Annotated in this window: 30 protein-coding genes; 19 read left to right on the forward strand and 11 right to left on the reverse strand. The window is 63.6% G+C overall.

Annotation, left to right across the window (positions count from 1 at the left end):
• Positions 1 to 948: a signal recognition particle-docking protein FtsY gene (gene ftsY, locus CQ14_RS30705; RefSeq protein WP_057861551.1), complete on the reverse strand. Its 948-nt coding sequence runs from the start codon at positions 946 to 948 to the stop codon at positions 1 to 3.
• A 136-nt stretch (positions 949 to 1,084) separates the two neighbouring features.
• Here ftsY and CQ14_RS30710 point away from each other — a divergent pair, with 136 nt between their 5' ends.
• Positions 1,085 to 1,720 carry an RluA family pseudouridine synthase gene (locus tag CQ14_RS30710; RefSeq protein ID WP_245320636.1) on the forward strand — a complete coding sequence of 212 codons (636 nt, stop codon included), beginning with the start codon at positions 1,085 to 1,087 and terminating at the stop codon, positions 1,718 to 1,720.
• A 146-nt stretch (positions 1,721 to 1,866) separates the two neighbouring features.
• Here CQ14_RS30710 and mtaB read toward each other — a convergent pair whose 3' ends face one another.
• Both mtaB and dapF read right to left on the reverse strand, forming a co-directional pair.
• Positions 1,867 to 3,132 (reverse strand): tRNA (N(6)-L-threonylcarbamoyladenosine(37)-C(2))-methylthiotransferase MtaB, encoded by a 1,266-nt coding sequence (gene mtaB / locus CQ14_RS30715; protein WP_057861553.1) that lies wholly within the window; start codon positions 3,130 to 3,132, stop codon positions 1,867 to 1,869.
• A gap of 5 nt (positions 3,133 to 3,137) precedes the next feature.
• The gene (dapF, locus tag CQ14_RS30720) at positions 3,138 to 4,022 is read right to left on the reverse strand and encodes a diaminopimelate epimerase (RefSeq protein ID WP_057861554.1); all 885 of its coding nucleotides are present in this window, start codon (positions 4,020 to 4,022) and stop codon (positions 3,138 to 3,140) included.
• A 185-nt stretch (positions 4,023 to 4,207) separates the two neighbouring features.
• On the opposite strand from dapF, the gene CQ14_RS30725 reads away from it, so the two are divergent.
• Both CQ14_RS30725 and CQ14_RS30730 read left to right on the forward strand, forming a co-directional pair.
• On the forward strand, positions 4,208 to 4,918 hold the full coding sequence (locus CQ14_RS30725) for a GyrI-like domain-containing protein (protein ID WP_057861555.1): 711 nt from the start codon (positions 4,208 to 4,210) through the stop codon (positions 4,916 to 4,918).
• Between the two features lie 5 nt (positions 4,919 to 4,923).
• A complete protein-coding gene (locus CQ14_RS30730; RefSeq protein WP_057861577.1) occupies positions 4,924 to 5,631 on the forward strand; it encodes an SIMPL domain-containing protein in 708 nt (235 codons plus the stop codon).
• Positions 5,632 to 5,725: 94 nt separating this feature from the next.
• Here the strand turns inward: CQ14_RS30730 and CQ14_RS30735 are convergent, their stop codons facing one another.
• Positions 5,726 to 6,790 (reverse strand): MBL fold metallo-hydrolase, encoded by a 1,065-nt coding sequence (locus tag CQ14_RS30735; protein WP_057861556.1) that lies wholly within the window; start codon positions 6,788 to 6,790, stop codon positions 5,726 to 5,728.
• 587 nt (positions 6,791 to 7,377) lie between these two features.
• Between CQ14_RS30735 and ffh the strand changes: the two genes are divergently transcribed.
• The 8 genes from ffh to CQ14_RS30780 all read left to right on the forward strand — a co-directional run bounded on the left by ffh (position 7,378) and on the right by CQ14_RS30780 (position 13,110).
• A complete protein-coding gene (ffh, locus tag CQ14_RS30745) occupies positions 7,378 to 8,922 on the forward strand; it encodes a signal recognition particle protein (protein WP_057861558.1) in 1,545 nt (514 codons plus the stop codon).
• A 50-nt stretch (positions 8,923 to 8,972) separates the two neighbouring features.
• The gene (gene rpsP / locus CQ14_RS30750) at positions 8,973 to 9,302 is read left to right on the forward strand and encodes a 30S ribosomal protein S16 (RefSeq protein ID WP_057861559.1); all 330 of its coding nucleotides are present in this window, start codon (positions 8,973 to 8,975) and stop codon (positions 9,300 to 9,302) included.
• 16 nt (positions 9,303 to 9,318) lie between these two features.
• A complete protein-coding gene (rimM, locus tag CQ14_RS30755) occupies positions 9,319 to 9,843 on the forward strand; it encodes a ribosome maturation factor RimM (RefSeq protein ID WP_057861578.1) in 525 nt (174 codons plus the stop codon).
• A 10-nt stretch (positions 9,844 to 9,853) separates the two neighbouring features.
• Complete coding sequence (gene trmD, locus CQ14_RS30760; protein WP_057861560.1) at positions 9,854 to 10,573, forward strand: tRNA (guanosine(37)-N1)-methyltransferase TrmD; 720 nt, start codon at positions 9,854 to 9,856, stop codon at positions 10,571 to 10,573.
• Between the two features lie 103 nt (positions 10,574 to 10,676).
• The gene (rplS, locus tag CQ14_RS30765; RefSeq protein WP_057861579.1) at positions 10,677 to 11,057 is read left to right on the forward strand and encodes a 50S ribosomal protein L19; all 381 of its coding nucleotides are present in this window, start codon (positions 10,677 to 10,679) and stop codon (positions 11,055 to 11,057) included.
• Positions 11,058 to 11,193: 136 nt separating this feature from the next.
• Positions 11,194 to 11,328 carry a hypothetical protein gene (locus CQ14_RS47700; RefSeq protein ID WP_283807288.1) on the forward strand — a complete coding sequence of 45 codons (135 nt, stop codon included), beginning with the start codon at positions 11,194 to 11,196 and terminating at the stop codon, positions 11,326 to 11,328.
• A 77-nt stretch (positions 11,329 to 11,405) separates the two neighbouring features.
• Entirely contained in the window at positions 11,406 to 12,812 is a 1,407-nt protein-coding gene (gene leuC, locus CQ14_RS30775; protein ID WP_057861580.1) for a 3-isopropylmalate dehydratase large subunit, read from the forward strand.
• A 100-nt stretch (positions 12,813 to 12,912) separates the two neighbouring features.
• Positions 12,913 to 13,110, forward strand: a complete 198-nt coding sequence (locus CQ14_RS30780; RefSeq protein WP_057861562.1) for a hypothetical protein — start codon at positions 12,913 to 12,915, stop codon at positions 13,108 to 13,110.
• 91 nt (positions 13,111 to 13,201) lie between these two features.
• Here the strand turns inward: CQ14_RS30780 and CQ14_RS30785 are convergent, their stop codons facing one another.
• Positions 13,202 to 13,792, reverse strand: coding sequence for a hypothetical protein (locus tag CQ14_RS30785; RefSeq protein ID WP_057861563.1), 591 nt, complete (start codon positions 13,790 to 13,792; stop codon positions 13,202 to 13,204).
• A gap of 174 nt (positions 13,793 to 13,966) precedes the next feature.
• Positions 13,967 to 14,263, reverse strand: coding sequence for a hypothetical protein (locus CQ14_RS30790; RefSeq protein WP_057861564.1), 297 nt, complete (start codon positions 14,261 to 14,263; stop codon positions 13,967 to 13,969).
• Positions 14,264 to 14,411: 148 nt separating this feature from the next.
• Between CQ14_RS30790 and CQ14_RS47925 the strand changes: the two genes are divergently transcribed.
• Positions 14,412 to 14,726, forward strand: a complete 315-nt coding sequence (locus CQ14_RS47925; RefSeq protein ID WP_156435628.1) for a hypothetical protein — start codon at positions 14,412 to 14,414, stop codon at positions 14,724 to 14,726.
• Positions 14,727 to 14,864: 138 nt separating this feature from the next.
• On the opposite strand, the gene CQ14_RS30800 is transcribed toward CQ14_RS47925, so the two are convergent.
• Positions 14,865 to 15,191: a hypothetical protein gene (locus CQ14_RS30800; protein WP_057861566.1), complete on the reverse strand. Its 327-nt coding sequence runs from the start codon at positions 15,189 to 15,191 to the stop codon at positions 14,865 to 14,867.
• A gap of 111 nt (positions 15,192 to 15,302) precedes the next feature.
• Here CQ14_RS30800 and CQ14_RS30805 point away from each other — a divergent pair, with 111 nt between their 5' ends.
• The 4 genes from CQ14_RS30805 (at position 15,303) to CQ14_RS30820 (ending at position 18,067) form a co-directional block, all read left to right on the forward strand.
• On the forward strand, positions 15,303 to 15,701 hold the full coding sequence (locus tag CQ14_RS30805; protein ID WP_057861567.1) for a metallopeptidase family protein: 399 nt from the start codon (positions 15,303 to 15,305) through the stop codon (positions 15,699 to 15,701).
• A gap of 141 nt (positions 15,702 to 15,842) precedes the next feature.
• On the forward strand, positions 15,843 to 16,448 hold the full coding sequence (gene leuD / locus CQ14_RS30810) for a 3-isopropylmalate dehydratase small subunit (RefSeq protein ID WP_057861568.1): 606 nt from the start codon (positions 15,843 to 15,845) through the stop codon (positions 16,446 to 16,448).
• Positions 16,449 to 16,610: 162 nt separating this feature from the next.
• Positions 16,611 to 17,399, forward strand: coding sequence for a hypothetical protein (locus CQ14_RS30815; protein WP_057861569.1), 789 nt, complete (start codon positions 16,611 to 16,613; stop codon positions 17,397 to 17,399).
• Between the two features lie 254 nt (positions 17,400 to 17,653).
• On the forward strand, positions 17,654 to 18,067 hold the full coding sequence (locus tag CQ14_RS30820; protein WP_057861570.1) for a hypothetical protein: 414 nt from the start codon (positions 17,654 to 17,656) through the stop codon (positions 18,065 to 18,067).
• Between the two features lie 145 nt (positions 18,068 to 18,212).
• Here CQ14_RS30820 and CQ14_RS30825 read toward each other — a convergent pair whose 3' ends face one another.
• Positions 18,213 to 19,091, reverse strand: coding sequence for an HpcH/HpaI aldolase/citrate lyase family protein (locus CQ14_RS30825; protein WP_057861571.1), 879 nt, complete (start codon positions 19,089 to 19,091; stop codon positions 18,213 to 18,215).
• Between the two features lie 120 nt (positions 19,092 to 19,211).
• On the opposite strand from CQ14_RS30825, the gene CQ14_RS30830 reads away from it, so the two are divergent.
• Complete coding sequence (locus CQ14_RS30830; protein ID WP_057861572.1) at positions 19,212 to 19,859, forward strand: carbonic anhydrase; 648 nt, start codon at positions 19,212 to 19,214, stop codon at positions 19,857 to 19,859.
• Between the two features lie 7 nt (positions 19,860 to 19,866).
• On the opposite strand, the gene CQ14_RS30835 is transcribed toward CQ14_RS30830, so the two are convergent.
• Both CQ14_RS30835 and CQ14_RS30840 read right to left on the reverse strand, forming a co-directional pair.
• Positions 19,867 to 20,421, reverse strand: a complete 555-nt coding sequence (locus tag CQ14_RS30835; RefSeq protein WP_057861581.1) for a TIGR00645 family protein — start codon at positions 20,419 to 20,421, stop codon at positions 19,867 to 19,869.
• A gap of 41 nt (positions 20,422 to 20,462) precedes the next feature.
• A complete protein-coding gene (locus tag CQ14_RS30840; protein ID WP_057861573.1) occupies positions 20,463 to 21,497 on the reverse strand; it encodes an aspartate-semialdehyde dehydrogenase in 1,035 nt (344 codons plus the stop codon).
• A gap of 117 nt (positions 21,498 to 21,614) precedes the next feature.
• On the opposite strand from CQ14_RS30840, the gene CQ14_RS30845 reads away from it, so the two are divergent.
• Both CQ14_RS30845 and CQ14_RS30850 read left to right on the forward strand, forming a co-directional pair.
• Positions 21,615 to 22,418, forward strand: coding sequence for a hypothetical protein (locus tag CQ14_RS30845; protein ID WP_057861574.1), 804 nt, complete (start codon positions 21,615 to 21,617; stop codon positions 22,416 to 22,418).
• A 219-nt stretch (positions 22,419 to 22,637) separates the two neighbouring features.
• Positions 22,638 to 23,033 carry a hypothetical protein gene (locus CQ14_RS30850; RefSeq protein ID WP_057861575.1) on the forward strand — a complete coding sequence of 132 codons (396 nt, stop codon included), beginning with the start codon at positions 22,638 to 22,640 and terminating at the stop codon, positions 23,031 to 23,033.
• Positions 23,034 to 23,222: 189 nt separating this feature from the next.
• Here CQ14_RS30850 and CQ14_RS30855 read toward each other — a convergent pair whose 3' ends face one another.
• On the reverse strand, positions 23,223 to 23,873 hold the full coding sequence (locus CQ14_RS30855; RefSeq protein ID WP_057861576.1) for a DapH/DapD/GlmU-related protein: 651 nt from the start codon (positions 23,871 to 23,873) through the stop codon (positions 23,223 to 23,225).
• Between the last annotated feature and the right edge of the window lie 94 nt (positions 23,874 to 23,967).

Raw genomic sequence — 23,967 nt, forward strand, 5'->3', positions numbered from 1 at the left:
TTAACTTTCAATTCCCGCAATCGCGTTGGCGAAATCCCGCGCGGTGAACGGCGCGAGATCGTCGACGCCTTCGCCGACGCCGATGAAGTGCACCGGCAGTTTGAACTTCTCCGCCAGCGCCACCAGGATGCCGCCGCGCGCGGTGCCGTCGAGCTTCGTCATCACGAGACCGGTGACGCCAGCCGTACGATGAAACGCCTCGACCTGCGACAGCGCATTTTGTCCCACCGTGGCATCGAGCACGAGCAGCACCGCATGCGGCGCTGACGCATCGACCTTCTTGATGACGCGAACGACCTTTTCCAGCTCGTTCATCAGTTCGGCCTTGTTCTGCAGCCGTCCCGCCGTATCGACCAGCAGCACGTCGATTTTTTGTTCCTTTGCCGCGCTCAGCGCGTTGAAGGCAAGGCTTGCCGAATCCGAACCCTGCGCGCCCGCAATGACCGGCGATTTGGTGCGCTCGCCCCAGACCTTCAATTGCTCGATCGCCGCGGCGCGAAATGTGTCGCCGGCCGCCATCATCACCTTGCGGCCCTCAGCGCTCAATTTCGCGGCAAGCTTGCCGATGGTGGTGGTCTTGCCGGAACCGTTGACGCCGACGACGAGAATGACGAACGGCTTTTGCGCGGCATCGATCTCCAGCGGCCTGGCCACCGGTGCCAGCACCTTCTCGACTTCGCTCGCGACGACCGTCTTTACTTCGTCGGCCGAAATCGCCTTGTCGTAGCGGCCGGCGCCGACCGCGTCCGCGATCCGGACCGCGACGGCGGTACCGAGATCGGCCCGCAGCAGCACATCCTCGATATCGTCGAGCATGGCGCGGTCGAGCTTGCGCTTGGTAACGAGGTCGGCAACGGCGTTCCCGAGCGAACTTGACGTCCGCTTCAGGCCGCTCGAAAGCCGCCGCCACCAGCTCAGTTTGGGGGTTCCGGGAGTGGTATCGCTCATGTCGGGGACGTGTTAGCGGTTTCGCGCCATGAGCGGAAGTCACAACAAATCGTTTGATAGTTCAGGGGCATCCTTTGATGTTCCAGGATTAACGGCGGAAGAAATCCAGGCCCGCGTGCTCCATCGCGACGGGTTGATGCTGGTCATCGACAAGCCGGCGGGGCTGCCGGTACATCGCGGTCCCAAGGGCGGCGCCAATCTGGAGGCGTCGTTCGATGCCTTGCGATTCGGCCTGCCGCGGCCGCCGGTGCTGGCCCACCGGCTCGACAAGGATACATCAGGCTGTCTGGTGCTGGGACGCCATCGCAAGGCCACCGCCTCGCTCGGCCTGTTGTTCAAGCACGGCAAGGTCGGAAAGACCTATTGGGCCGTCGTGGAGGGCGGGCCTGCCGAGGATGAAGGCACCATCGACATGCCGCTGGGCCGCCTCAATGCCGAGCGCGGCTGGTGGCAGAAGCCGGATCCCGAAGGTCAGAAAGCCATCACCACCTGGAAAGTGCTCGGCCGCGGCGATGGCCTCGCCTGGCTGGCACTGGAGCCCGTCACGGGCCGCACCCACCAATTGCGCGTGCACACGTCCGCGACAGGCTGGCCGATCGTCGGCGACAATATCTACGGCAACGGCCCGCGCTTCGGCGAGCCGATCCTGCATCTGCATTCCCGCGAGATCGTGATTCCGATTTCGAAGAACAAGGAGCCGGTGCGCGTGACAGCGCCGGCGCCGGAGCATATACGGGAGCGGCTCAGGAAGTGCGGGTGGAATGGGGAGTGATGGATTCGCAGGGGCGCCCCAATCAGCGCTGTCATCATCCGCGAACGCGGATGATCCAGTATTCCAGAGACGTCTGTGATTAGCCGAGAGGCCGCGGCGTACTGGATCGCCCGGTCAAGCCGGGCGACGACGGCGGAGTTTGCGGCTTACACCGTCAACCGCGCAGCATCGTGCCCCTTGATAGCGAGCGGCATCACCATGCCCGGTATTTCGCCACTAATCGCCACCGGCAGGAAATGCTCGGTTCGTCCCTGCGTCGCGCTCTCGATCAACACCTGACGCGTTGAACCGACGTCTTTCGCCAGCCGTCGCTGCAACGCTGCCTCACCCGCAACCCGTAGCCGCCTCGCGCGGCTCTTGATTGCTTCGCCCGCCACCTGCGGCATCCGCGCGGCCGGCGTCCCCGGCCGCTTCGAATACGGAAATACGTGCAGGAAGGTGAGATCGCACTCACCCACGAGGTCCTGCGAACGCGCGAACATTTCTTCGGTTTCCGTCGGGAATCCCGCGATGATATCGGCGCCGAGCGTGATGTCCGGGCGCAGCCGCCGCACCTGCGCGCAGAACTCGATCGCGTCTTGCCGAGAATGCCGGCGCTTCATCCGCTTCAGGATCATGTCGTCGCCCGATTGCAGCGACAAATGCAGGTGCGGCATCAGCCGCTCATCCGCGGCGATGACATCGAGCAGATCGCGATCGGCCTCGATGGAATCGATCGACGAAATCCGCAGGCGCTTCAATTCCGGCACGTGCCGCAATATCTGCCTGGTCAATTGCCCGAGCTTTGGGGCCCCCGGCAGATCGGAGCCATAGCTCGTCAGGTCGACGCCGGTCAGCACGATCTCGGCGTGGCCGCGCTCGACCAATGCACGCACCTGATCCACCACCGCGCCCATCGGCACCGAGCGCGAATTGCCGCGGCCGTAAGGAATAATGCAAAACGTGCAGCGATGGTCGCAGCCGTTCTGCACCTGTACGAAGACGCGCGGCAGGCCGGCCTTGAAGCCGTCAAGCAGATGCGGCGCCATTTCCCTGACCGCCATGATGTCGGCGACCGCGATTTTCTCGCTCGTCCCGATACCGAAGCCACCATCGAACGCCGCCCGCGCATCGCGCCAGGCCTCACCGCGCATCTTCTCGTCATTGCCGACGACGCGATCGACTTCGGCCATTTCGGCGAACATTTCGGCTTGCGTCTGCGCCGCGCAGCCGGTGACGACGATGCGCAGATGCGGCCGCTCGCGCTTCAGCCGGCGGATCGATTGCCGCGCCTGCGCCACCGCCTCGTTGGTGACAGCGCAGCTATTGATGACGATGGTATCGGAAAGGCCCGCACGCTCCGCCTCGCGAGCGATCACCTCGGATTCGAACGCGTTGAGACGGCAGCCAAACGTGAGGACGTCGACGCTCATGATCCCTAAGCGACGCTGGCGAACAGTGCCGGATCGAAGCGGCCTTCATATTCGAAATCGGCCGTGCCGGTCATCAGCACATGATCGTCGCGCTCGCGCCATTCAAGCGAAAGCTTGCCGCCGGGCAACGTGATCTCGACGGTGCGATTGGCGCGCTTCAGCCGGGCGGCGGCGACCGCGGTGGCACAAGCCGCCGAGCCGCAGGCCCTGGTCAATCCGGCGCCGCGCTCCCAGGTGCGGATCGTGATGTGATCGCGATCGACGATATGGGCGAGCGTGATGTTGGCGCGATCGGGAAAGATCGGATGGTTTTCCAGCAACGGCCCGAAGCGCTCGAGATCGTAGGCGTTGACGTCGTCGACCCAGAAGATCGCGTGCGGATTGCCCATCGAGACCACCGAGGGCGAGTGCAGCACCGGTGCGTCGATCGGCCCGACTTGCAACTCGATATAGCGGGTGTCGCGAAATTCTTCCGCCAGCGGAATATCCTGCCAGCCGAACTTCGGCGTGCCCATGTCCACGGTATAGAGGTCCGGCGCCGGGCCCTGCCAGCAGTTCAATAGCCCGGCGCGGGTCTCGAAAGTCACGGCGGTCTGGCCGGTCTTCTCGAACAGCCGGCGCACCACACAGCGCATGCCGTTACCGCAAGCGCCGGCTTCCGAGCCGTCGCTGTTGTAGATACGGATGAAGGCCTCGGTGCCCGAGAGCCGCGGCGGCTGCAATACCATCAACTGGTCATAGGGCACGCCTGCCGGCGAGGCCACGGCGCGGGCGTCTTCCGGCGTCACGGCGGCCTTCGAACCCGCCTTGGAATCGCGCAGGTCGACCACGACGATTTCGTTGCCGATACCGTTCATCTTGGCAAATGCGTGGTTGGCCAGCGCGCTCATGGAATTTCCCAATTTATGCCGCCCTTATATGGCGAATGATGGTCAATTGCCTAGTACGCGGGGGCATATGACGCATCTGTCATGGGACGAATGCGGACCTTGCGTGTTAGGGAAATGACACATTCTGGCTGACGCGGACCGGGGACATGCCGCCGCCAGGTGGGGGTGGATGGAGAATACCTGAAATGAAGCTTACAAGCACTTTCCGTGCGGCCGTGGCCGCGCTCTCCATGGTTGCATTGTCCGGGGCCGCCGTGGCGCAATCGCCGGCGCCTTCGGCCTCCCCGACCGCAAGCCCGTCGGCTGTGCCGAGCCCCGCACCATCAGCCGTGCCGGTCCCACCGCCGGCCGAAACCAAGTCCCCGGCAGATGCGCCCACGGCCGAAAAAGCCCCGACGCCCGCGCCGCCCCCGCCTGCCGCCAGCGTCCAGACCGCCGACCCCTTTGGCGAGGAATTCACCCTCGAGCCCAAGAAGGTCGTGGTGATGAAGGGCACCGCCAACTGGGATTCGGCATTCGACACCCTGATCGATTCGTTCAAGGCGCTGACCGCCCTGCTCGACAAGCAGGGCATCAAGGCCACGGGCAATTCGATGATCGTCTACACCTCGACCGACGATACCGGCTTTACCTTTCTGGCGCAGATTCCGGTCGATCAGGACGTCAAGAACCTGACCAAGGACATGAGCATGGGCAAATCGCCCGAGGGCAAGGCGCTGAAATTCGTCCATCGCGGCTCCTACGACAACATGGACAACACCTACGAGGCGATCACCAACCACCTCGACGACAAGAAACTCGAGGCCAAAGACACCTTCATCGAGGAATACATCACCAATCCGCTGAAGACGGCGGAGGACAAGCTGGTGATCAACGTCTATGTGCCGCTGAGGTAATGGGCATGAAGCATGCACTCGCCCTTGCCGCCGTAGCCGCCACCTGGCTCGCCGCCCCCGCGCTGGCGCAAACGACGCTGCCGCCCGCGATTTCCGTGACCGGCGAAGCGAACGTGTCGGTGGCGCCCGATCAGGCGCAGATCGACAGCGGTGTGACGTCGGACGCCAAAACCGCACGCGAGGCGTCGGAAGCCAACAATGCCGCGATGGGCAAGGTCCTGCTGGCGCTGAAGGGCGCCGGCATCGAGGAGAAGGACTACCAGACTTCGCGGCTGTCGCTGCAGCCGCAATTTGCGACGTCGCCCAGAACCGCGGAGCGCACGGCGGGGATCGTGAGCTTCCGCGCCAGCAACCGCGTCACGGTCAAGATCCGCGATGTCACCAAGGTCGCGAACGTGATCGACGTGCTGGTCAGCGCCGGCGCCAACGATATCGGCGGCATCAGCTTCACGGTGACGCAGGCCTCAAAACACCTGGACGAGGCCCGCGAGAAGGCGATCGCAGATGCCCGCCGCAAAGCCGAGATCTATGCCAAGGCCGCCGGCGTCACGCTCGGCGAACCCATCAGCATTTCCGAGGAAAGCGGAGCACCCGGCCCGGTATTCCGCAGCAAGGTGGCAGCCCCGATGGCCGCGGGCGCGCCGGTGGCGCAGGGCGAAGAGACGCTGTCGGTGACGGTGAGCGTGTCCTGGGCGATCAAGCCGAAGGAGTAGTTCTCCGTCATTGCGAGGAGCGAAGCGACGAAGTAATCCATCCATCCGCTATGCGGGCGCGATGGATTGCTTCGCTTCGCTCGCAATGACGGAGTTAAATCTCGTAAACCTGCCCCGGCTTCAGCGCGGCGAACCGCTCCGGCGGGATCTTCGCCTCTTTCAGCGCGTCGGCCAAGGCATTCACCGGCGCGTCGATCGCCTCATCGGTGAGCTGGAACGTGCCGTGGTGATGCGCGAGCGCTTCCCTTGCACCGCAATCGGCCAGCGCCTTCACTGCATCCGACGGGTTCATGTGCTGGTCCTTCATGAACCAGCGCGGCTCATAGGCCCCGATCGGCAGGATCGCCAGCCGCAGCGGCCCGTGCTGCTCGGCGACGCGACGAAAGTGCTTGCCCTCGCCGTAGCCGGAATCGCAGACGATGTAGAGCTTGCCCGCCGGCGTCTCCAGCACGAAACTCGCCCACAGCGCCTTGTTGCGGTCGAACAGGCCGCGCGCCGACCAGTGCCGCGTCGGCACCAGCGTCACCGCGATGCCATTGCCGAGCTCGACGCGGTCCTGCCAGTCGAACCCCTCGGCTTTGATCGCGGCGTCCGTATCGCGCATGGTCACGTCATTGCCGAGCGGCGTGATGACGCGCGGCGAGAATTTTTCCGTAAGCTTCGACAGCGTCGCGATGTCGAGATGGTCGTAATGGCCGTGGCTGACCAGCACGACGTCGATCTTGGGCAGTGCATCGAACGCAATGCCGGGATCGTTGTGCCGCTTCGGCCCGGCAAAGGAAAGCGGCGAGGCGCGCAGCGACCACACGGGATCGACGAGGATGTTGAGGTCCCGGGTCTGGATCAGCCAGGAGACATGGCCGACGAATGACAGCCGCACCTTGTCGCCGGAAACACGCGGCGGCGGCGTATCGCTGTGCGCATTGGGCACCCAGTCCGGCCAGCTCGCGCGCTTGCGGTCGCTGCCGAACTGCCAGCGCAGCACCTCCGCCAATGATTTCGGCGGCACGCCGTCGGGATCGAAGAAGCGCATGCCGTCGAAATGATCGGAGGTGGGACCGTCATAGGTTTTCATCTTGCTGATCCAGACAGACGGCACGCCGACGGCCGTGGCGGCCCCGGCGAGCAATGCAAAGACACGGCGGCGGGTGACGGGCATCACGGCAGGGAGGAGAGAGCAGGAGACATGGGGCGTTATATGGCGTCGGTCGCCGCAACATGGAACCTGTCGCGGATTTTCCGAGCTCGATTATCGCGCGATTTTTTTCACGCAAATGGGGTCGCCCTGCGGGACGCTCTTGCAGTCCCAATCCGGACCAAACCCCGTTGTCTGGGCTGTGAAGCCCGGAAATCGAATGTAGGTGAAGATCAGGAGACAGAGCCCCGCCAGAACGAACAAGCCGCCCAGCACGTCCCCGCGCGTCAGATACCAGGGAAAAAATCTCATGGTGTCGTTATACCATATCCGCCGATCCGCGCTGGCCTAACCGTGCACTGGTTAACTACCTACCAAAGCTCACGAAAATACCGCTTTCGACAAGTTTCCTTGACTTTCGCCCCAGCCGGGCGTTTAAACCGCGCACTTTCTCGGAAAGACGTTCTTTTCGACCCGCCGCCCGGCCCATGAGACCGGAGGCCAACGCCCGACAGCGCGATGCGCCCTCGGGCGCGAAAGTGTTTGGAACATCGTCCTGGCGACGATGACGAGTTGAGGCAGCGCCCGCAAGGGCACAGAGGACAACGGCATTGTTCGACAATCTGTCGGAAAAGCTTGGCGGGATACTCGATCGTCTGACGGGGCGCGGTGCGCTGTCCGAAAAGGACGTCGATGCCGCGATGCGCGAGGTGCGCCGCGCGCTGCTGGAGGCCGACGTCTCGCTCGACGTCGTCAGAAGTTTTATCGACCGAGTCCGCGAGCAGGCGATCGGCGCCACCGTTGTCAAGTCGGTCACGCCCGGCCAGATGGTGGTCAAGATCGTCCATGACGAACTGGTCGCCACGCTGGGCGCTGACGGCCAGACCATCGACCTCAATGCGGTGCCGCCGGTCGCGATCATGATGGTCGGTCTGCAGGGCTCCGGAAAAACCACGACCACCGCCAAACTCGCCCGCCGCATGACCCAGCGCGACAAGCGCAAGGTGCTGATGGCCTCGCTCGACATCTACCGCCCCGCGGCGATGGAGCAGTTGGCCGTGCTGGGGCGCGATCTCGACATCCCGACGCTGCCGATCGTCGCCGGCCAGAAGCCGGCGCAAATCGCCAAGCGCGCGCTCGAAGCCGGCAAGCTCGGCGGCTACGACGTCGTGCTGCTCGACACCGCCGGCCGCACCACGCTCGACGAAGAGATGATGAGCGAGGCGGCCGAGATCAAATCAACCGCCAATCCGCATGAAGTGCTGCTGGTCGCGGACTCCCTGACTGGTCAGGACGCCGTGAATCTCGCGCGCTCCTTCGACCAGCGCGTCGGCCTCACCGGCATCGTGCTGACCCGCGTCGACGGCGACGGCCGCGGCGGCGCGGCGCTGTCGATGCGCGCAGTCACCGGAAAGCCGATCAAGCTGATCGGCACCGGCGAAAAGACCGACGCGCTGGAGGATTTCCATCCCTCCCGCATCGCCGGCCGCATCCTCGGCATGGGCGACGTGGTGTCGCTGGTCGAGCGGGCCGCGGCGAATATCGACGCTGAAAAGGCCGCACGTACCGCCGAGCGGATGCGCAAGGGTCAGTTCGACCTCAACGACATGCGCGAGCAATTGCTGCAGATGGCGAACATGGGCGGCATCAGCGGCTTGATGGGCATGATGCCCGGCATCGCCAAGATGAAGAACCAGATCGCCGCCGCCGGCATCGACGACAAGATCCTCAAGCGCCAGGTCGCGATCATCGATTCGATGACGCGGGCCGAGCGCAAGAGCCCCGACATTCTCAAAGCCAGCCGCAAGAAGCGCATCGCCGCCGGCGCCGGCCAGAATGTCGAGCAGGTCAACAAACTGCTGAAGATGCACCGGAATATGGCCGACATGATGAAGGCCATGGGTTCGGGCAAGCGCGGCCCGCTGGCCGGCATCGCGCAGGCGATGGGCTTTGGCGGCGGCATGAAGCCGCCCTCGCCGGAAGAGATGAAGGCGCTGGCCGACAAGATGCAGGGCGGCGCAGGCGGCCTGCCGAATTTGCCGAAGGATCTTCCCGTCGGCCTGCGTCAGGGATTGCCGAATGTGCCGGGGCTTACCGGTCTCAGCGGCAAGCCGACACTGCCGGGCCTCGGCGGCTTCCCCGGCAAGAAGAAATGACGACCCAACAACCAACAGACTTTCAATTAACCCACACTCAGGAGAACTAGATGTCAGTCGTTATCCGCCTCGCTCGCGCAGGCACCAAGAAGCGTCCGGTCTATCACGTCGTCGTCGCCGACTCGCGCTTTCCCCGCGACGGCCGCTTCATCGAGCGTCTCGGCCATTTCAATCCGCTGCTGCCGAAGGACAATGAATCGCGCCTGAAGCTCGACATGGACAAGGTGAAGGCCTGGCTCGCCAAGGGCGCGCAGCCGTCGGATCGCGTCACCCGCTTCCTGGATGCTGCCGGCATCGTCAAGCGCGCCGCGCGCAACAACCCGGAAAAGGCCGTGCCGCGCAAGGAGCGCAAGGCCGCCGAAGCCGCCGCGAAGGCGTAAGTCTTAGCGACGCATGGTGGCAGCACCGATTTGCGTCGCCCGTATCGGCGCCGCGCATGGCGTGCGCGGCGCGGTGAAGCTGTGGACGTTCACCGAAGATCCGCTGGCCGTAAAGCATTACGGCCCGCTGATGACCAGGGACGGCGCGCGCCAGTTCGAGGTCGCGCATGTTCGCGAGGCCAAAGACCATCTGGTGGCGACGTTCAAGGGCATCGCCACCCGTGAGGACGCCGAACGGCTCAACGGCATCGAGCTCTATGTCGCGCGCGACAAATTGCCCGAGACCGACGACGACGAATATTACCACGCCGACCTGATCGGGCTTGCCGCGGTCAACGCCGCCAACGATCCGCTCGGTCGTGTCGTTGCGATCCACAATTTCGGCGCCGGCGACATCATCGAGATCGCGCCGCCGCGGGGCGCTACCATGCTATTGCCTTTCACCAATGCGGTGGTGCCGACGGTCGATCTCGCCGGCGGCCGTGTGGTGATCGAGCTGCCGCAGGAAATCGAAGGCGACGAAGTCCCGACGCTCACGTGATGGGTTTGACATGACCTGGCGCGCCACGGTTCTCACCTTATTCCCGGACATGTTTCCCGGGCCGCTCGGCGTCAGCCTGGCGGGCAAGGCGCTGGCGTCGGGCCTGTGGTCGCTGGAGGCGCGGGATATTCGCGATTCCGCGACCGACCGCCATCGCAGCGTCGATGACACCCCGGCGGGCGGCGGCCCGGGCATGGTGCTCCGCGCCGACGTGCTGGCGGCTGCGATCGATGCCGCGGATGCCGGTCAAGACCGGCCGCATCTCTTGATGAGCCCGCGGGGTCGGCCATTGACCCAGTCGCTGGTGGCGGAACTCGCCGTCGGCCCCGGACCGCTGATCGTCTGCGGCCGGTTCGAGGGGGTCGATCAGCGGGTCATCGAAGCCCGGAACCTCGAAGAAGTCTCGATCGGGGACTATGTGCTGTCGGGTGGCGAAATCGCCGCGATGGCCCTGATCGACGCCTGCGTGCGGCTTTTGCCGGGGGTGATGGGCAAACAGGCCTCGGGGGAGGACGAAAGCTTCTCCGAAGGACTACTGGAATACCCCCAATTTACCCGCCCGCAGGAGTTTGAGGGCCGCGGTATCCCCGAAATCCTGATTTCCGGGGACCATGCCAAAGTGGCGGCCTGGCGAAAGGCCGAGGCCGAGGCCCTGACCCGGGTGCGGCGTCCGGACCTGTGGGCTGCCAGGCCCGGCCAAAACGCCACAAAAAACAAGACAGACGGGTGACAAGCGCGGCCCGATGCCTTATACGAGCGCCAAATCCGCGCAATGGCAGGATAGATGGACGTCGCGCAGCCCGCTGCCGGGCGCGCCGCCGATGGAGATTTCAATGAACCTCATTCAACAGCTCGAAAAAGAGCAATTCGAAAAACTGTCGGCCAGCAAGTCGATTCCGGAGTTCGGCCCCGGCGACACCGTGATCGTCAACGTCAAGGTGGTCGAAGGCGAGCGGACCCGCGTGCAGGCCTATGAAGGCGTCTGCATCGGCCGTTCCGGCGGCGGGCTCAACGAGAGCTTCACCGTCCGCAAGATTTCCTACGGCGAAGGCGTCGAGCGCGTATTCCCCGTGATGTCGCCGATGATCGACTCGATCAAGGTGGTGCGCCGCGGCAAGGTGCGTCGCGCCAAGCTGTATTACCTGCGCAACCTGCGCGGCAAGTCGGCCCGCATCGTCGAGAAGCAGGACCGCGCCGCTGCCGTCGGCGAGTAATTTTTCCCGAGAGGGATGTGGCGAAAAGCGCGGGGTTTTGCCCCGCGCTTTTTTGTTGCGCTATGCCTATCTAGGCAATGCCCCCTGCCGCATCGATTGATTGTGGCGGCCGAGGAGCCTGTGTTAGAAATTCAGAATGGTTCTAGATCGCACCAGCGCCGCCTTCGGCACCATCAGGAGGATCGTCATCGACGATCGCTCGCGCCTGCCCGGCCGGTTCTTCGGACGGTTCGCGACTTCGGCGACGTCAGAGCTTACGCCCGCAGCTTGATGCTGCGCTGACGTCCATTGCTGGCGCGCGTTCCGCACTCAACCGCTCACACAGAATTTCCTTTGGAGCTGACGCTCATGTCCAAACCGACCACGCTGTACGACAAGATCTGGAACGACCATCTGGTGCACGAAGCCGAGGACGGCACCTGCCTGCTCTATATCGATCGCCACCTGGTGCACGAGGTGACCTCGCCGCAGGCGTTCGAAGGCCTGCGCGCCAGTGGCCGCAAGGTTCACGCGCCGGAGAAGACGCTGGCCGTCGTCGATCACAACATCCCGACCACCGACCGTTCGAAGCCGAATCCCGATCCTGAGAGCATCGAGCAGATGCGCGTGATGGCGGAAAACGCCAAGGAATTCGGCATCGAATATTACAACGAGTTCGACAAGCGCCAGGGCATCGTGCACGTGATCGGCCCCGAGCAGGGCTTTACCCTGCCCGGCACCACCATCGTCTGCGGTGACAGCCACACCTCCACCCATGGCGCGTTCGGCGCGCTGGCGCACGGCATCGGCACCTCCGAAGTCGAGCACGTGCTGGCGACGCAGACGCTGATCCAGAAGAAAGCCAAGAACATGCGCGCGGTGGTCGACGGCAAGTTGCCCGACGGCGTCACCGGCAAGGACATCATCCTCGCGATCATCGGCGAGATCGGCACCGCCGGCGGCACCGGCTATGTGCTGGAATATGCCGGCGACGCGATCCGTTCGCTGACGATGGAAGGCCGCATGACGGTCTGCAACATGTCGATCGAAGGCGGCGCCCGCGCTGGCCTGGTCGCGCCCGATGAGAAGGCGTTCGAATTCCTCAAGGGCCGCCCGAAGTCGCCGAAGGGCGCCGATTGGGATGCCGCGATGCGCTATTGGGAAAAGCTGCGTTCGGATGAAGGCGCGCATTTCGACCATGAGATCCGGCTCGACGCGGCAAAACTGCCGCCGATCGTGACCTGGGGCACCTCGCCCGAGGACGTCATTTCGATCACCGGCTTCGTGCCCGACCCTGATAAGATCGAGGACGAGGCCAAGCGGCTGTCAAAACACCGCGCGTTGAAATATATGGGCCTGACCGCGGGCACGAAGATCACCGACATCAAGCTCGACCGCGTCTTCATCGGCTCCTGCACCAACGGCCGCATCGAGGATCTGCGCGCCGCCGCAAAGATCGCCGAGGGCAAGACGGTGAACGCCCACGTCAACGCGATGATCGTGCCGGGCTCCGGCATCGTGAAGGAGCAGGCGGAAGCCGAGGGGCTGGACAAGATCTTCATCAAGGCCGGCTTCGAGTGGCGCGAACCGGGCTGCTCGATGTGCCTTGCCATGAACCCGGACAAGCTGGCGCCGGAAGAGCGCTGCGCCTCGACCTCGAACCGCAACTTCGAGGGCCGCCAGGGCTTCAAGGGCCGCACCCATCTGGTGTCGCCCGCCATGGCCGCGGCCGCGGCGATCGCCGGGCACTTCGTCGACGTCCGCGACTGGCGTTAACGCTTTCTTTGTCTAGATTGCGAGGCGTTCCCGCAACGCTGCGTTAACAGGCAGAGCGCAGACTGGTCCCTTGCGAAGAGGCTTTCGCGAGGGACCAGACGTGACGAACAAGTATGAATTTGTCGATATGATCAGCGAGGCGACGAAGCAGGTGCGTCGCCGCACGCCGCGTATCGTCGACCTTCAGACCACCGCCACCAAGGAAACCTCGCGCCTTGGCCACTGGCCGCCGGAGCATTGGCACCAGTGGCGGATGGAGAAACTCACGCCGTGGAAGATCAAGCCTTGGGAAACCTAGGCTTGGGAAACCCAGGCTTGGCTTGGATGGAGTGATCCTCCACTCGAAAAATCAGGCGCCCGTTTGGGCGCCTGTTTCGTTTCAGCCCGTCTCACCAATAGCCGTACGGGTATCCGTAGTGGTGCCGCCACCATGGACGATACCTGCAGATCTTGCGCGGCCCGTAATAGGTCCAGATGATCCGGCAGTAGCGATGCCGGTAGCCGTAATAGTATCCCGGATAGCCGTAATAGCGCGGCGCGTAGAACCGGCGGTGAAAATGATGCCGGTGGCGGAAGTACGGCCGGTGATAGACGTGGCGATATCCGTAGCGATAACCGCCACCACGAAATACGGGCGCGGCGCGAAAGCCGCCGCCACGGTGAATCGCAAACCCGCCGCCCCTGAACCCGCCGCCATGGAAGGCAGCGCCGCCACCGCGGAATCCGCCACCGTGAAATCCGCCGCCGCCGCGGAAGCCACCGCCTCCACCGCCACGCATGCCACCGCCGCCACCATGGCCGCCGTGGCGGACTTCGGTCGTCAGTCCGTCGGTTGCAAATTTAGCTGAGGGTGCCGTGCCGGGACTTGCAAGCGAGAGCGCCTCGGCGCGCTGTTGTGATGCCGCCGCGAGCGCAAAAAGAGTCGCAGCTGTAACGCCCAGACGGCGGACCAGGCCGCGTCCGGGATCGGATATCGACATGGATGAAACCTCCCTAACCGGCGACAGCGCGCCTTGTGCAGCTCCGCGGCTGGCCCCCGTCGCTTTTTCTTGTGCGGTCGCTCCCAACGTGAAGTTAGAGACAGCCACGTGAACGCGCCATGAATGCGCTCTGCATCAAGATGAACGCATCGAAAGAACTTTCGCTTCCGTGCCTCACCACCAGAACGGTCCAAAGCCGATGCCGAAGGTGAACGGCGCCGGTGTGTCATAGGGATATGGCCGATAGTAGACCGGCCGCGCGTAATAATATGGCCGATAGTAGTGCGCGCGATGATAGCCGTAGTGTCTGTTGTAGCGCCTGACATGGCGGTGCGCGCTGAAATCCGTGGCGCCGGAAGTGCCGATCCTTTGCGCTTTCGTTCGTGGCGCCGCGGCGGCCGCATCGATCGCGACCGGTGCAGCAATTACGAGCGCACCTGCGACAAAGGCTGCCCCGACCAAGCTCTTCATGACGGATTTCTCCCTGCCAATACCGATGTCGGAGATATCGGGCAGCAATCTCGCCGGTTTCAAGGCGACGGCAAAAATCGAAACAGGCCCGCACTGAACGGGCCTGCTCGATCGCTGCGTCTGGCTGTCGCGCTTACCAGCGATGCCAGTGGCGATGATGGTGGTGATGGCGATGATGCCAGCGGTGCCACCGATGATGATGGTGGTGGCGATGGTGCCGCCAATGAACTTCCGTCGTCGCCAGCCTGGCGTCCTCCTGAACCGCCGCGGCGGCGCCGGGATTGCTGAGCGACAGCGCATTGGCGCGTTCGACTGGCGCGGCGAGCGCAAGCAACGTGCCAACGGCAGCAAGTCCCAGAATTTTCGTGAACTGCATAAATCCTCTCCTTGGATCGGGTGTCACGTCTGCGTCGAATCGCTCGCCGCAACGCTGCACACAATCTGGGGCTCGCGACTTGAATAGCCGCTGAATGAATGCGCCACGAAGATGAATGGATGCCGCCGCTTTCGTTGTGATATGCGCGCGCAGATCACACACCGATCGTCGTCATGAATTCACGACGATCGCGAAGGACAACGCATCAACGACGGATGGAAGGGTTCAGCCGCGCCGCCAGTAGCAGTTCATGCGAGGGGTGATCACCGTGCCGCTCGGCCGGTACTCCTGCACGTAATGCGCGGTGCAATCGCGCACGGCATTGGGGCCGGGGTTGTAGCGCGGCCAGACGTCGGGCGCCCATTCCTCCTGCCGATAGATCGGCACCCGCCGCAACGGGCGACGGCGCTGGGCGGACATGTCCGTGACCACCGCGCCCGGTGCCGTCGCGACCCGCAGTTCCGGCAAAGCCGTCTGGGCCTGCGCCATGGCGCCGGGTAGCAAGAGCCCGGAAAAAGCAGCCCATGCTGCAACCGTCACAATCCGCTTCATCTTAAGCCCACCCAAGCCTGATAACGCCCGCACGGTCTCCGATTGGAGCTCCAAGGTCAACTCCGCAAAACCATTATGCGCCGGGACATAACACACGCTAAATACGTCCTGATGTGGACCGAAGCAAAAGCCCCCTCGCTCGCCGAAATGGAAGCCATGGCGCATGAGGTGTTCGAGCGCCTACCAAAGACGTTTCGAAGCCTGTGCCAGGGCGTGATCATCCGCGTCGACGACTTTCCGACCGACGAGGTCCTCGACGAGTTGCAGGCGCAAAGCGAATTCGACCTGCTCGGCCTGTTCCAGGGGGTCGGCCTGCCGCAGCAGAGCAACCAGGACGTCGCCCGCCTGCCCAACATGATCTGGCTCTACCGCCGGCCGATCCTGGATTACTGGGCCGAGCACGAGGAAACGCTGGGCCATATCATCCGCCATGTCCTGATCCACGAGATCGGGCACCATTTCGGGCTTTCGGACGCCGATATGGAGGCGATCGAGGCCAGCGCGGGCTAGGGCGTCTTCTCTCGGGCAGGCGACCTGTTTGTCCGAAACGCGCCAGAACAGGCGGCCTATGCGCAAATTGGCCTTTTGCCGGGGCCATATTCGCGATAAATCAACGGCCCGTCCCACCTTTTCAACCGGGAAGTGCGATCGATGGAAAAGTTCACCACACTGGAAGGCGTAGCTGCCCCCCTGAAGATCATCAATGTCGACACCGACATGATCATTCCGAAGCAGTACCTGAAGACCATCAAGCGCACCGGCCTTGGCAAGGGCCTTTTCTCGGAACAGCGCTACAAGGATGACGGCAGCGAGAACCCGGACTTCGTCCTCAACCAGACGGCCTATCGCAACGCCAAGGTGCTGGTCGCCGGCGACAATTTCGGCTGCGGCTCGAGCCGCGAGCACGCGCCGTGGGCGCTCTTGGATTTCGGCATCCGCTGCGTGATCTCGACCTCGTTCGGCGACATCTTCTACAACAACTGTTTCAAGAACGGCATTTTGCCGATCCGCGTCACCCAGGAAGACCTCGACAAGCTGTTCGACGACGCCGAGCGCGGCGCCAACGCCACCCTGACCATCGATCTCGCCAACCAGGAAATCCGCGGTCCCGACGGCGGCAAGGTGAAGTTCGAGATCGATCCGTTCCGCAAGCACTGCCTGATGAACGGCCTCGACGACATCGGCCTGACCATGGAAAAGAAGTCGTCGATCGACGACTACGAGGCGAAGCTGAAGAAAGAGCGCGCCTGGGCCTGATTGTGCTACGAGAGCCCCGACCAAATCGGGGCTCTTTTTCTAGAGCACGATGACGTTTCTTCGAATCGTCATCCCGCTCTATCTTTTTGACTTGAGCATGATCTTTTCGGAAAACCGGTTCCCACTTTTCCGGATCATGCTCCATGTGCGGAGGCGACGCGAATGCGGCCTGACGTCGTCACCTTCTGGCACGGCCGGCTCGACGGATTGCGGCTCACCTGCCTCCGGTCGCAGGTCGCCGCCGGCCACAAAGTCACCGTCTACAGTTTCGATCCAATACCTGGCCTGCCCGACGGCGTCGGCAATGCCGAGGCGGAAGCGATCCTGCCGCATTCCTTTTCAGAGCGGTTGCGCCCGCCCGAGCCGGACGGCGGCTGGCGAGACTGGACCATCCTGCAGTTCAGCGACTTCTTCCGCATGCGGCTGATGGCCGAGCGCGCCGGGCTGTGGCTCGACGCCGACGTGCTGCTGCTCAAACCGATCGAGATCGATCCGGCAAAGCCCTACTTCGCGTGGGAGCGCCGACGCCAGCTCGGCAACTCGGTGTTGTACCTGCCTGCGAACGATCCGATCGTGCGGGCGTTCGAGGACCTGATGGAGCAGGAGGACCTGACGCCGGACTGGCTGGCGCTGCGCCATCGCCTCACCTTCATGCTGCGCCAGTTGCGCCACCGCTCGAGCCGCCTCTCCGACATCCGCGTCGCGATCTATGGCCCCGCCGCCCTCACCGCGCTGGCGCGCCGCTCGAACGAATTGCAGCACGCGCTGCCGAAACGGTCGTTCTACGCGGTGCACGCCGAACCGAAGCTGTTCTTTGAGCCGACGGATTTTGCGGGCCTGCTGGCTGACCAAGAGATCGTCGGATTGCATATCTCGCCAAAAGGGCGCGGCGGCGAGAAGCCGATGCCGGGCAGTCTCTATGCCTGGGCGGCGGAAAGGTTTGGAAAATAGTGGCGCGCGCCCCTTCCTTCTCCCCCTGTGGGAGAAGGTGGATCGCTGGCGCGAAGCGGCAGCGAGACGGATGAGGGGTTCTTTCCGCGGAGACAGACCCCTCATNCCTTGCCTGCGGCAAGGCACCTTCTCCCACAAGGGGAGAAGGAAAAGTGCGGGCTGCCCGATTCGCTCCCAAATTTGATCCAGCGCAATGACGGGCGCAGGCTTTGCGCTCACCTTGGAACATCAGAGCGACCCAAGGGAGCCGTGCCATGACCGTTCAGGAAAAGCCCTATCCCACCGTCAGCCGCATGGTCGATGTCTTCGGCGAATGGCTGAAGCACCGGCGCGAGCTCAGGGAAATGCGCGAATTGGACGCCGCCAATTTCGGCCAGATCGCAAGTGATCTGCGGATGTCGTCCGCCGATCTCGAGGCGCTGGTCCGCCAGGGACCGCACGCGGCAGACGAGCTGCCGAAAATGCTCACGGCACTCGGTATCGATCAGGACGATCTCGCCCGCACCGAGCCGCTCGTACTCCGCGACATGGAGCGCGTCTGCTCGATGTGCATCCACAAGCGCCAGTGTGACAAAGATCTCGCTGCCGGCACTGCCGCTGCGCATTATGAAGAATATTGCGCCAACGCGCCGACGATCGACGGTCTCGGCCCGCAGGTGAATTCATAGGAAAGGAATACCCTCTCCCCTTGTGGGAGAGGGTGGCGCCGAACGAAGTTCGGCGACGGGTNACGAGCAGTGCGCGCGGAGAGAACCCCTCATCCGCCTTCGCTATCGCGAAGGCACCTTCTCCCACAAGGGGAGAAGGAAAAACTCAATGTCCCATCGCAGCGATTGCATCGGCAATCGCGATCGTCCGCCGCGCCATGTCGGCGTGCAGCCGTTCCACCATCCGCCCGTCGAGCTGGATCGCGCCGCGCGAGGCGTTTTCCGGCTGTTCGAACGCCGCGATGATCTTGCGCGCCTGCTCGACCTCCTCGGCCGGCGGCGTGAAGATGGCGTTGCAGGCCTCAATGTGGCTCGGATGGATCAGCGTCTTGCCGTCGAAGCCGAGATCGCGGCCCTGCGCGCATTCGGTGGCGAAACCGTCGATATTGCTGATGTCGCTATAGGGACCGTCGAGAATTTCCAGCCCGTGCGCGCGCGTCGCCAGGATGCAATGCGTGATCATCGGGATCATCGCCGCGCGGCCCGGCTGCATCCGGATCCGCGTCTCCCGCGAGATATCATTGGGCCCGAACACGAAACCGGCGAGCCTTGTTTCGGAATCCTTCGATGCCGCCGCCAGCTTGTCCGCATCGAGCACGGCACGCGCGGTTTCGATCATCGCCCAGACCCGGATCGACATGTCGGCGTTGATATCGCTCAGGCGGTTCGCAATGGCGTTGAGATCGGCCACGGTGGAAATCTTGGGAACCAGAATGCCGTCGGGCCGGGCCTTGCCGGCCATGGTGACGTCCTCGACCCACCAGGGCGTATCGAGACTGTTGACGCGGATCAGCACCTCGCGCTTGCCGAAGCCGCCGGCCGCGATCGCCTTGGCGATCTGGTCGCGCGCGACAGCCTTGGCGTCCGGCGCCACCGAATCCTCAAGATCCAGAATGATGCCGTCGGCGGGCAGGCTGCGCGCCTTTTCCAGCGCCCGCGCGTTCGATCCCGGCATGAACAACAGGCTGCGGCGTGGACGGGTCATGGACGGGTTTCCTCCGGGGCGTTCTGAGCCCCACGCCCTAACATTTCAAACCCGGGTCCGAAAGCCTTGTTCCGGTCATCGGTCTATGGTTAGGCAGGGCTAACGACAGGCACAGGCAACATGACAACGTCATTCCCGCAACATCTGCTCGACGGCTACCGGGCCTTTACCTCGCAGCGGCTGCCCACCGAGCAGACCCGCTACCGGGAACTCTCCGAGCGCGGCCAGTCGCCCGCCGTGATGGTGATCGGCTGCTGCGATTCCCGCGTCTCGCCGGAAGTGATTTTCGACGCCGGCCCCGGCGAATTGTTCGTGGTACGTAACGTCGCCAACCTGGTGCCGGTCTATCAGCCCGACGGCGGCGCCCATGGCGTCTCGGCGGCGCTGGAATATGCCGTCAACGTGCTCCGTATCAGGCACATCGTCGTGCTCGGCCACGCCCAGTGCGGCGGTATCCGCGCCTTCATCGACAAGATCGACCCGCTGTCGCCGGGCGATTTCATCGGTCGCTGGATGGCGATGTTCATCAAGCCGGGCGAAATCGTCGAGCAGCGCGAGCGCGAGTCGATGCAGGATTTCACCGTCCGGATCGAAAAGGCCGCAATCTTCCGCTCAATCGAAAACCTGATGACGTTCCCGTTCGTGCGCACCCGCGTCGAGCGCGGCGAGATGGAATTGCACGGCGCCTATTTCGGCGTCGCCGAGGGCTCGCTGTTCGTGCTCGACAAGCAGGCGAAGGAGTTTCAGAGCGTGCGGGACGCAACCTAGCCCGCTGCTATTCCCCGCCGTGGTCTCCGCCGCCCCAGCGGTCGGAGAGCGCCAGCATCAAGGCCGACACCACGAATGCCAGGTGCACGCCGACCAGCCAGGCGAGCTTGGTCGGATCGAAGGCGGTATCGATGTTCATGAACGCCTTCAGCACCTGGATCGCGGAGATCGCGACGATCGAGGCCAGCAGCTTCTGCTTCAGCCCGCCAAAATGGATTTTTGTCATCCAGTCCGGCCAGTCCGGGTGGCCGCCCGGATCGATCTTCGACACGAAATTCTCGTAACCGGAGAACACCACGATCAGGATCAGATTGCCGGTCAGCGAGATGTCGATCAGGCCCAGCGCGCCGAGAATGATGTCGGATTCCTTGGACCCCGGCGCGTGGACGATGAATTCCCACAGCACCATGCAGAATTTCAGCAACAGCACAGCGAGGCTGACGACGAGGCCGAAGTAGAACGGCGCCATCAGCCAGCGGCTGTTGAAGATCACGGTTTCGAGGCCGCGTTCGACACGCTTCGCAGTCGGATTGGGCCGATAAGGAGCCGGCTGTTCCGTCATCTGGTCCGGCTCCATGCCACTTACCTGCTTGCGCCGCCTGCTTACGCCGCCTTCTTCTTCGCGCTGATCAGCTTGCGGTTGATCAGACATTCGGCGATCTGCACGGCATTGAGCGCAGCGCCCTTGCGCAGGTTGTCGGAGACGCACCACAGCGCCAGCCCATTCTCCACCGTCGCGTCCTCGCGGATGCGGCTGATATAGGTGGCATCCTCGCCGGCCGATTCATAGGGCGTGACGTAGCCGCCGGGCTCCTGCTTGTCGATGACGAGGCAGCCCGGCGCATTGCGCAGGATGTTGCGCGCTTCATCGGCGGTGATCGGATTCTCGAACTCGATGTTGACGGCCTCGGAATGGCCGACGAACACCGGCACCCGCACGCAGGTGGCGGAGAGCTTGATCTTGGGATCAAGAATCTTCTTGGTCTCCGCCATCATCTTCCACTCTTCCTTGGTGTAGCCGTCCTCCATGAAGACGTCGATGTGGGGAATGACGTTGAAGGCGATGCGCTTGGGGAATTTCTTGTTGACCAGCTCGTCGTTGGTGTAGACGGCCTTGGTCTGCGAGAACAGTTCGTCCATCGCATCCTTGCCGGCACCCGACACCGACTGATAGGTCGCGACCACGACGCGCTTGATGGTGGCCTTGTCGTGCAGCGGCTTCAGCGCCACGACGAGCTGCGCGGTCGAGCAGTTCGGATTGGCGATGATGTTCTTCTTGGCAAAATCCTTTGCCGCGTCCGCGTTCACTTCCGGCACGATCAGCGGCACGTCCGGGTCCATGCGCCAGGCCGACGAATTGTCGATCACCACCGCCCCGGCAGCGCCGATCTTGGGCGACCATTCCTTCGACACCGAGCCGCCGGCCGACATCAGGCAGATATCGACGTCGGAAAAGTCATAGTGCTCGAGCGCTTTGACCTTGAGGGTGCGGTCGCCATAGGACACCTCGACGCCGACGCTGCGGCGTGAGGCCAGCACCACGACCTCGTCGGCGGGGAATTTACGCTCGTCGAGAATGTTGAGCATTTCGCGCCCGACATTGCCGGTCGCACCGACGACAGCGACTTTGTAACCCATCGTTCACTCTCCGAGGAAAAATGCCGCCCCGCCGCCTCAGGCGGAAAGGGAGAAGGCAGCGCTTCTATGCGAGAAACGCCCTTATGACAACGTGTGACGGTTGCGTTTGGGCGTTTGATGCGTTCGTTTCCGGCCAGAACGGCCAATTTCCAATATAGGGCGAGAATTCACCCGGCGCTGGCGAACTTCGCGGACGAAGTCTGCGGCACGCTGGCACGGCTCTGCGCTTATCTGATGACGCTGGCGTTGATGGCCATTGGCGGTATCGCGCTATGGCAGCATCTGCCCGAAGTCACGGCGATGGAGACCGCGCCCAAGACCTGGAGCCAGGCTGGGCGCACGGCGCCGGCATTCGCCGTGAGTCACTTTATTTTCCCAGGCAAGACAGAGACTTACGAGATTTTCAGGCACCCGGAAGGCGGCCGGAAGGACGTGTTCCATTGGAGCGGCGCCGGTGGCACGCCGGTCGCTGAACTCGAGATCTATCGTCCGGGTGAAGAGCTCGACCAGGTTGGCTCGGCGGCCGGATACCTCGCCGCCCGGATGGATCCTGCGGGCGCGCGGGAGTTGGAGGCCGCCGGAATCATCGACAGCAAGTTCGGCGCCGTGACCCTGTTTCGCCGGATCGGCGGCGCCGAGGCCGCCCGCTCCTGCCTGCGGTTCTTTAGACATGTCGACGAGCCGAAACTCCGCCTCTCGGGCTGGTCATGCTTGGGCGAGGATCTGCCGGCCCGACGCGCCGCGATCGGCTGCATGCTGAACCGGCTGGTCCTGCTGACGGCCGGCAGCGATACCAGACTGGCGCAGTTGTTCGCCCGTGCCGAGGTCAGACGCAGCGATTGCGCTGTAACGGGGGCGCCGGCCTTGTCCGCGGACTGGGTGATGGGCGCGGATAACCCGAGGCTGCGCGGCGCCTTGTAGCCCGGAGTCGGCGTGGCCGACCTTCCCGCCCCTGATAATTGTGGCAACAAGCGGCCAAGACACTGGTTTTCATGAAACTTTTTGGCTTCGCCCCGCATTATTCCGGCGCGGTGTGGCGCAATTGACCTAGCGACGAGAGTCCCGCCGTGACTACAATGCCGGCAGACAGATTTGGCGATCCGCCAGGCCCCCTCGGGGGTAGCTAATGACGAGGATGCAATGACCCCGAAATTTCCAGCTGCGACGAAGTTCGCGGTATTTTGTGCTGCCGCCGCCGTCGTGGTCGGCCTCGTCGCGAGCCCGGCAAACGCTCAGACCAAGCGTCAGCAGCAGCCGCAGTATGATCGCGACGGCCGGATCACTTACGGACCGCAGGGGCCGAACCGGGTTTATCAGCAGGGGCCGCGCACCCGCGTCTTCGTTACCACGCGCTCCTGGCTCGACGCCGGCACCGAGGTTTTGCCAGGCGACCGCAAGTTCTTGGACTACGCGTTTCCATCGCCGTACGGATACCCAACGTTCGCGCGCGAAAACCTCAACCGCCCGATCGACCGCCAGCCGCTTAACCCGCCATCGGATCTGGGCGGCCAGCCGACCGGGTTCCCGCTGTATTGAGAGCGACAACCATCTGACGAAAAATGCCCGGTCTCGACCGGGCATTTTTTATGACGTCGCTCGGCTTTTGCCTAACCGGCAACTATTGGACCCTCATGGTGAGGAGGCGCTTCAGCGCCGTCTCGAACCATGAAGGCCACGCTGCTACAGCTCGGCCTTCATCCTTCGAGACGCGCGAAGACGCGCTCCTCAGGATGAGGTCTGGCGGGAGTACGCCGGGTCATAGCGTTCGCAAAACTGCTCGATCGCCTCAGAACGAAAATCCTGCAGGCGCTCGAAGATCAACTCGTCCGGCCAATCCCACCAAGCGATACGACGCAGGCTTTCAGCTACCGGATCGGAAAAACGTTGCCGGATCGGGCGGGCCGGAACGCCGCCGACGACCGTGTAGGGCGGCACGTCGCGGCTGACGACCGCGCCGGCAGCGATGACCGCGCCATCGCCGACCCTCACGCCCGGCAGTAGGATGGCGGCGTGGCCGATCCAGCAATCATTGCCGACGATCACCCGGTCGCTGCGGCGCTCCGCGAAGAAATCGCGATCGCGGGTTGCCGTGGCCTCATAATATTCCGGCACATAGGTGAAACGATGCTGGGACGGGCGGCCCATCGGGTGGTTCGGCGCGCCGATCCGGACCGAATTGGCGATCGCCGTGAATTCTCCGATCGCAGCTTCCGCGACCTCGCAATTCTCGCCGAGATAGGAGTAGTCGCCGAGCGACGCATATTCGATGCGGGTGTTTTGCAAGACCTCGCAGCGCCGGCCGATGTCGGCCTCGCGCAGCCGCACCGTTTCATGGACGACAGTTTCCCCAATCTTCGGCCGATGCGATCCGTCCATGTAACGGCTCTAATAATTCTTGATGTCACCTGGATGACGCGGAGGCCGTAGCAACCATTAAGCGCTGAGCGGTGTTTCGGTCCAGGGGGTGCCG

This window comes from Bradyrhizobium lablabi (assembly GCF_001440475.1).
GTDB classification, from domain to species: Bacteria; Pseudomonadota; Alphaproteobacteria; order Rhizobiales; family Xanthobacteraceae; genus Bradyrhizobium; species Bradyrhizobium lablabi.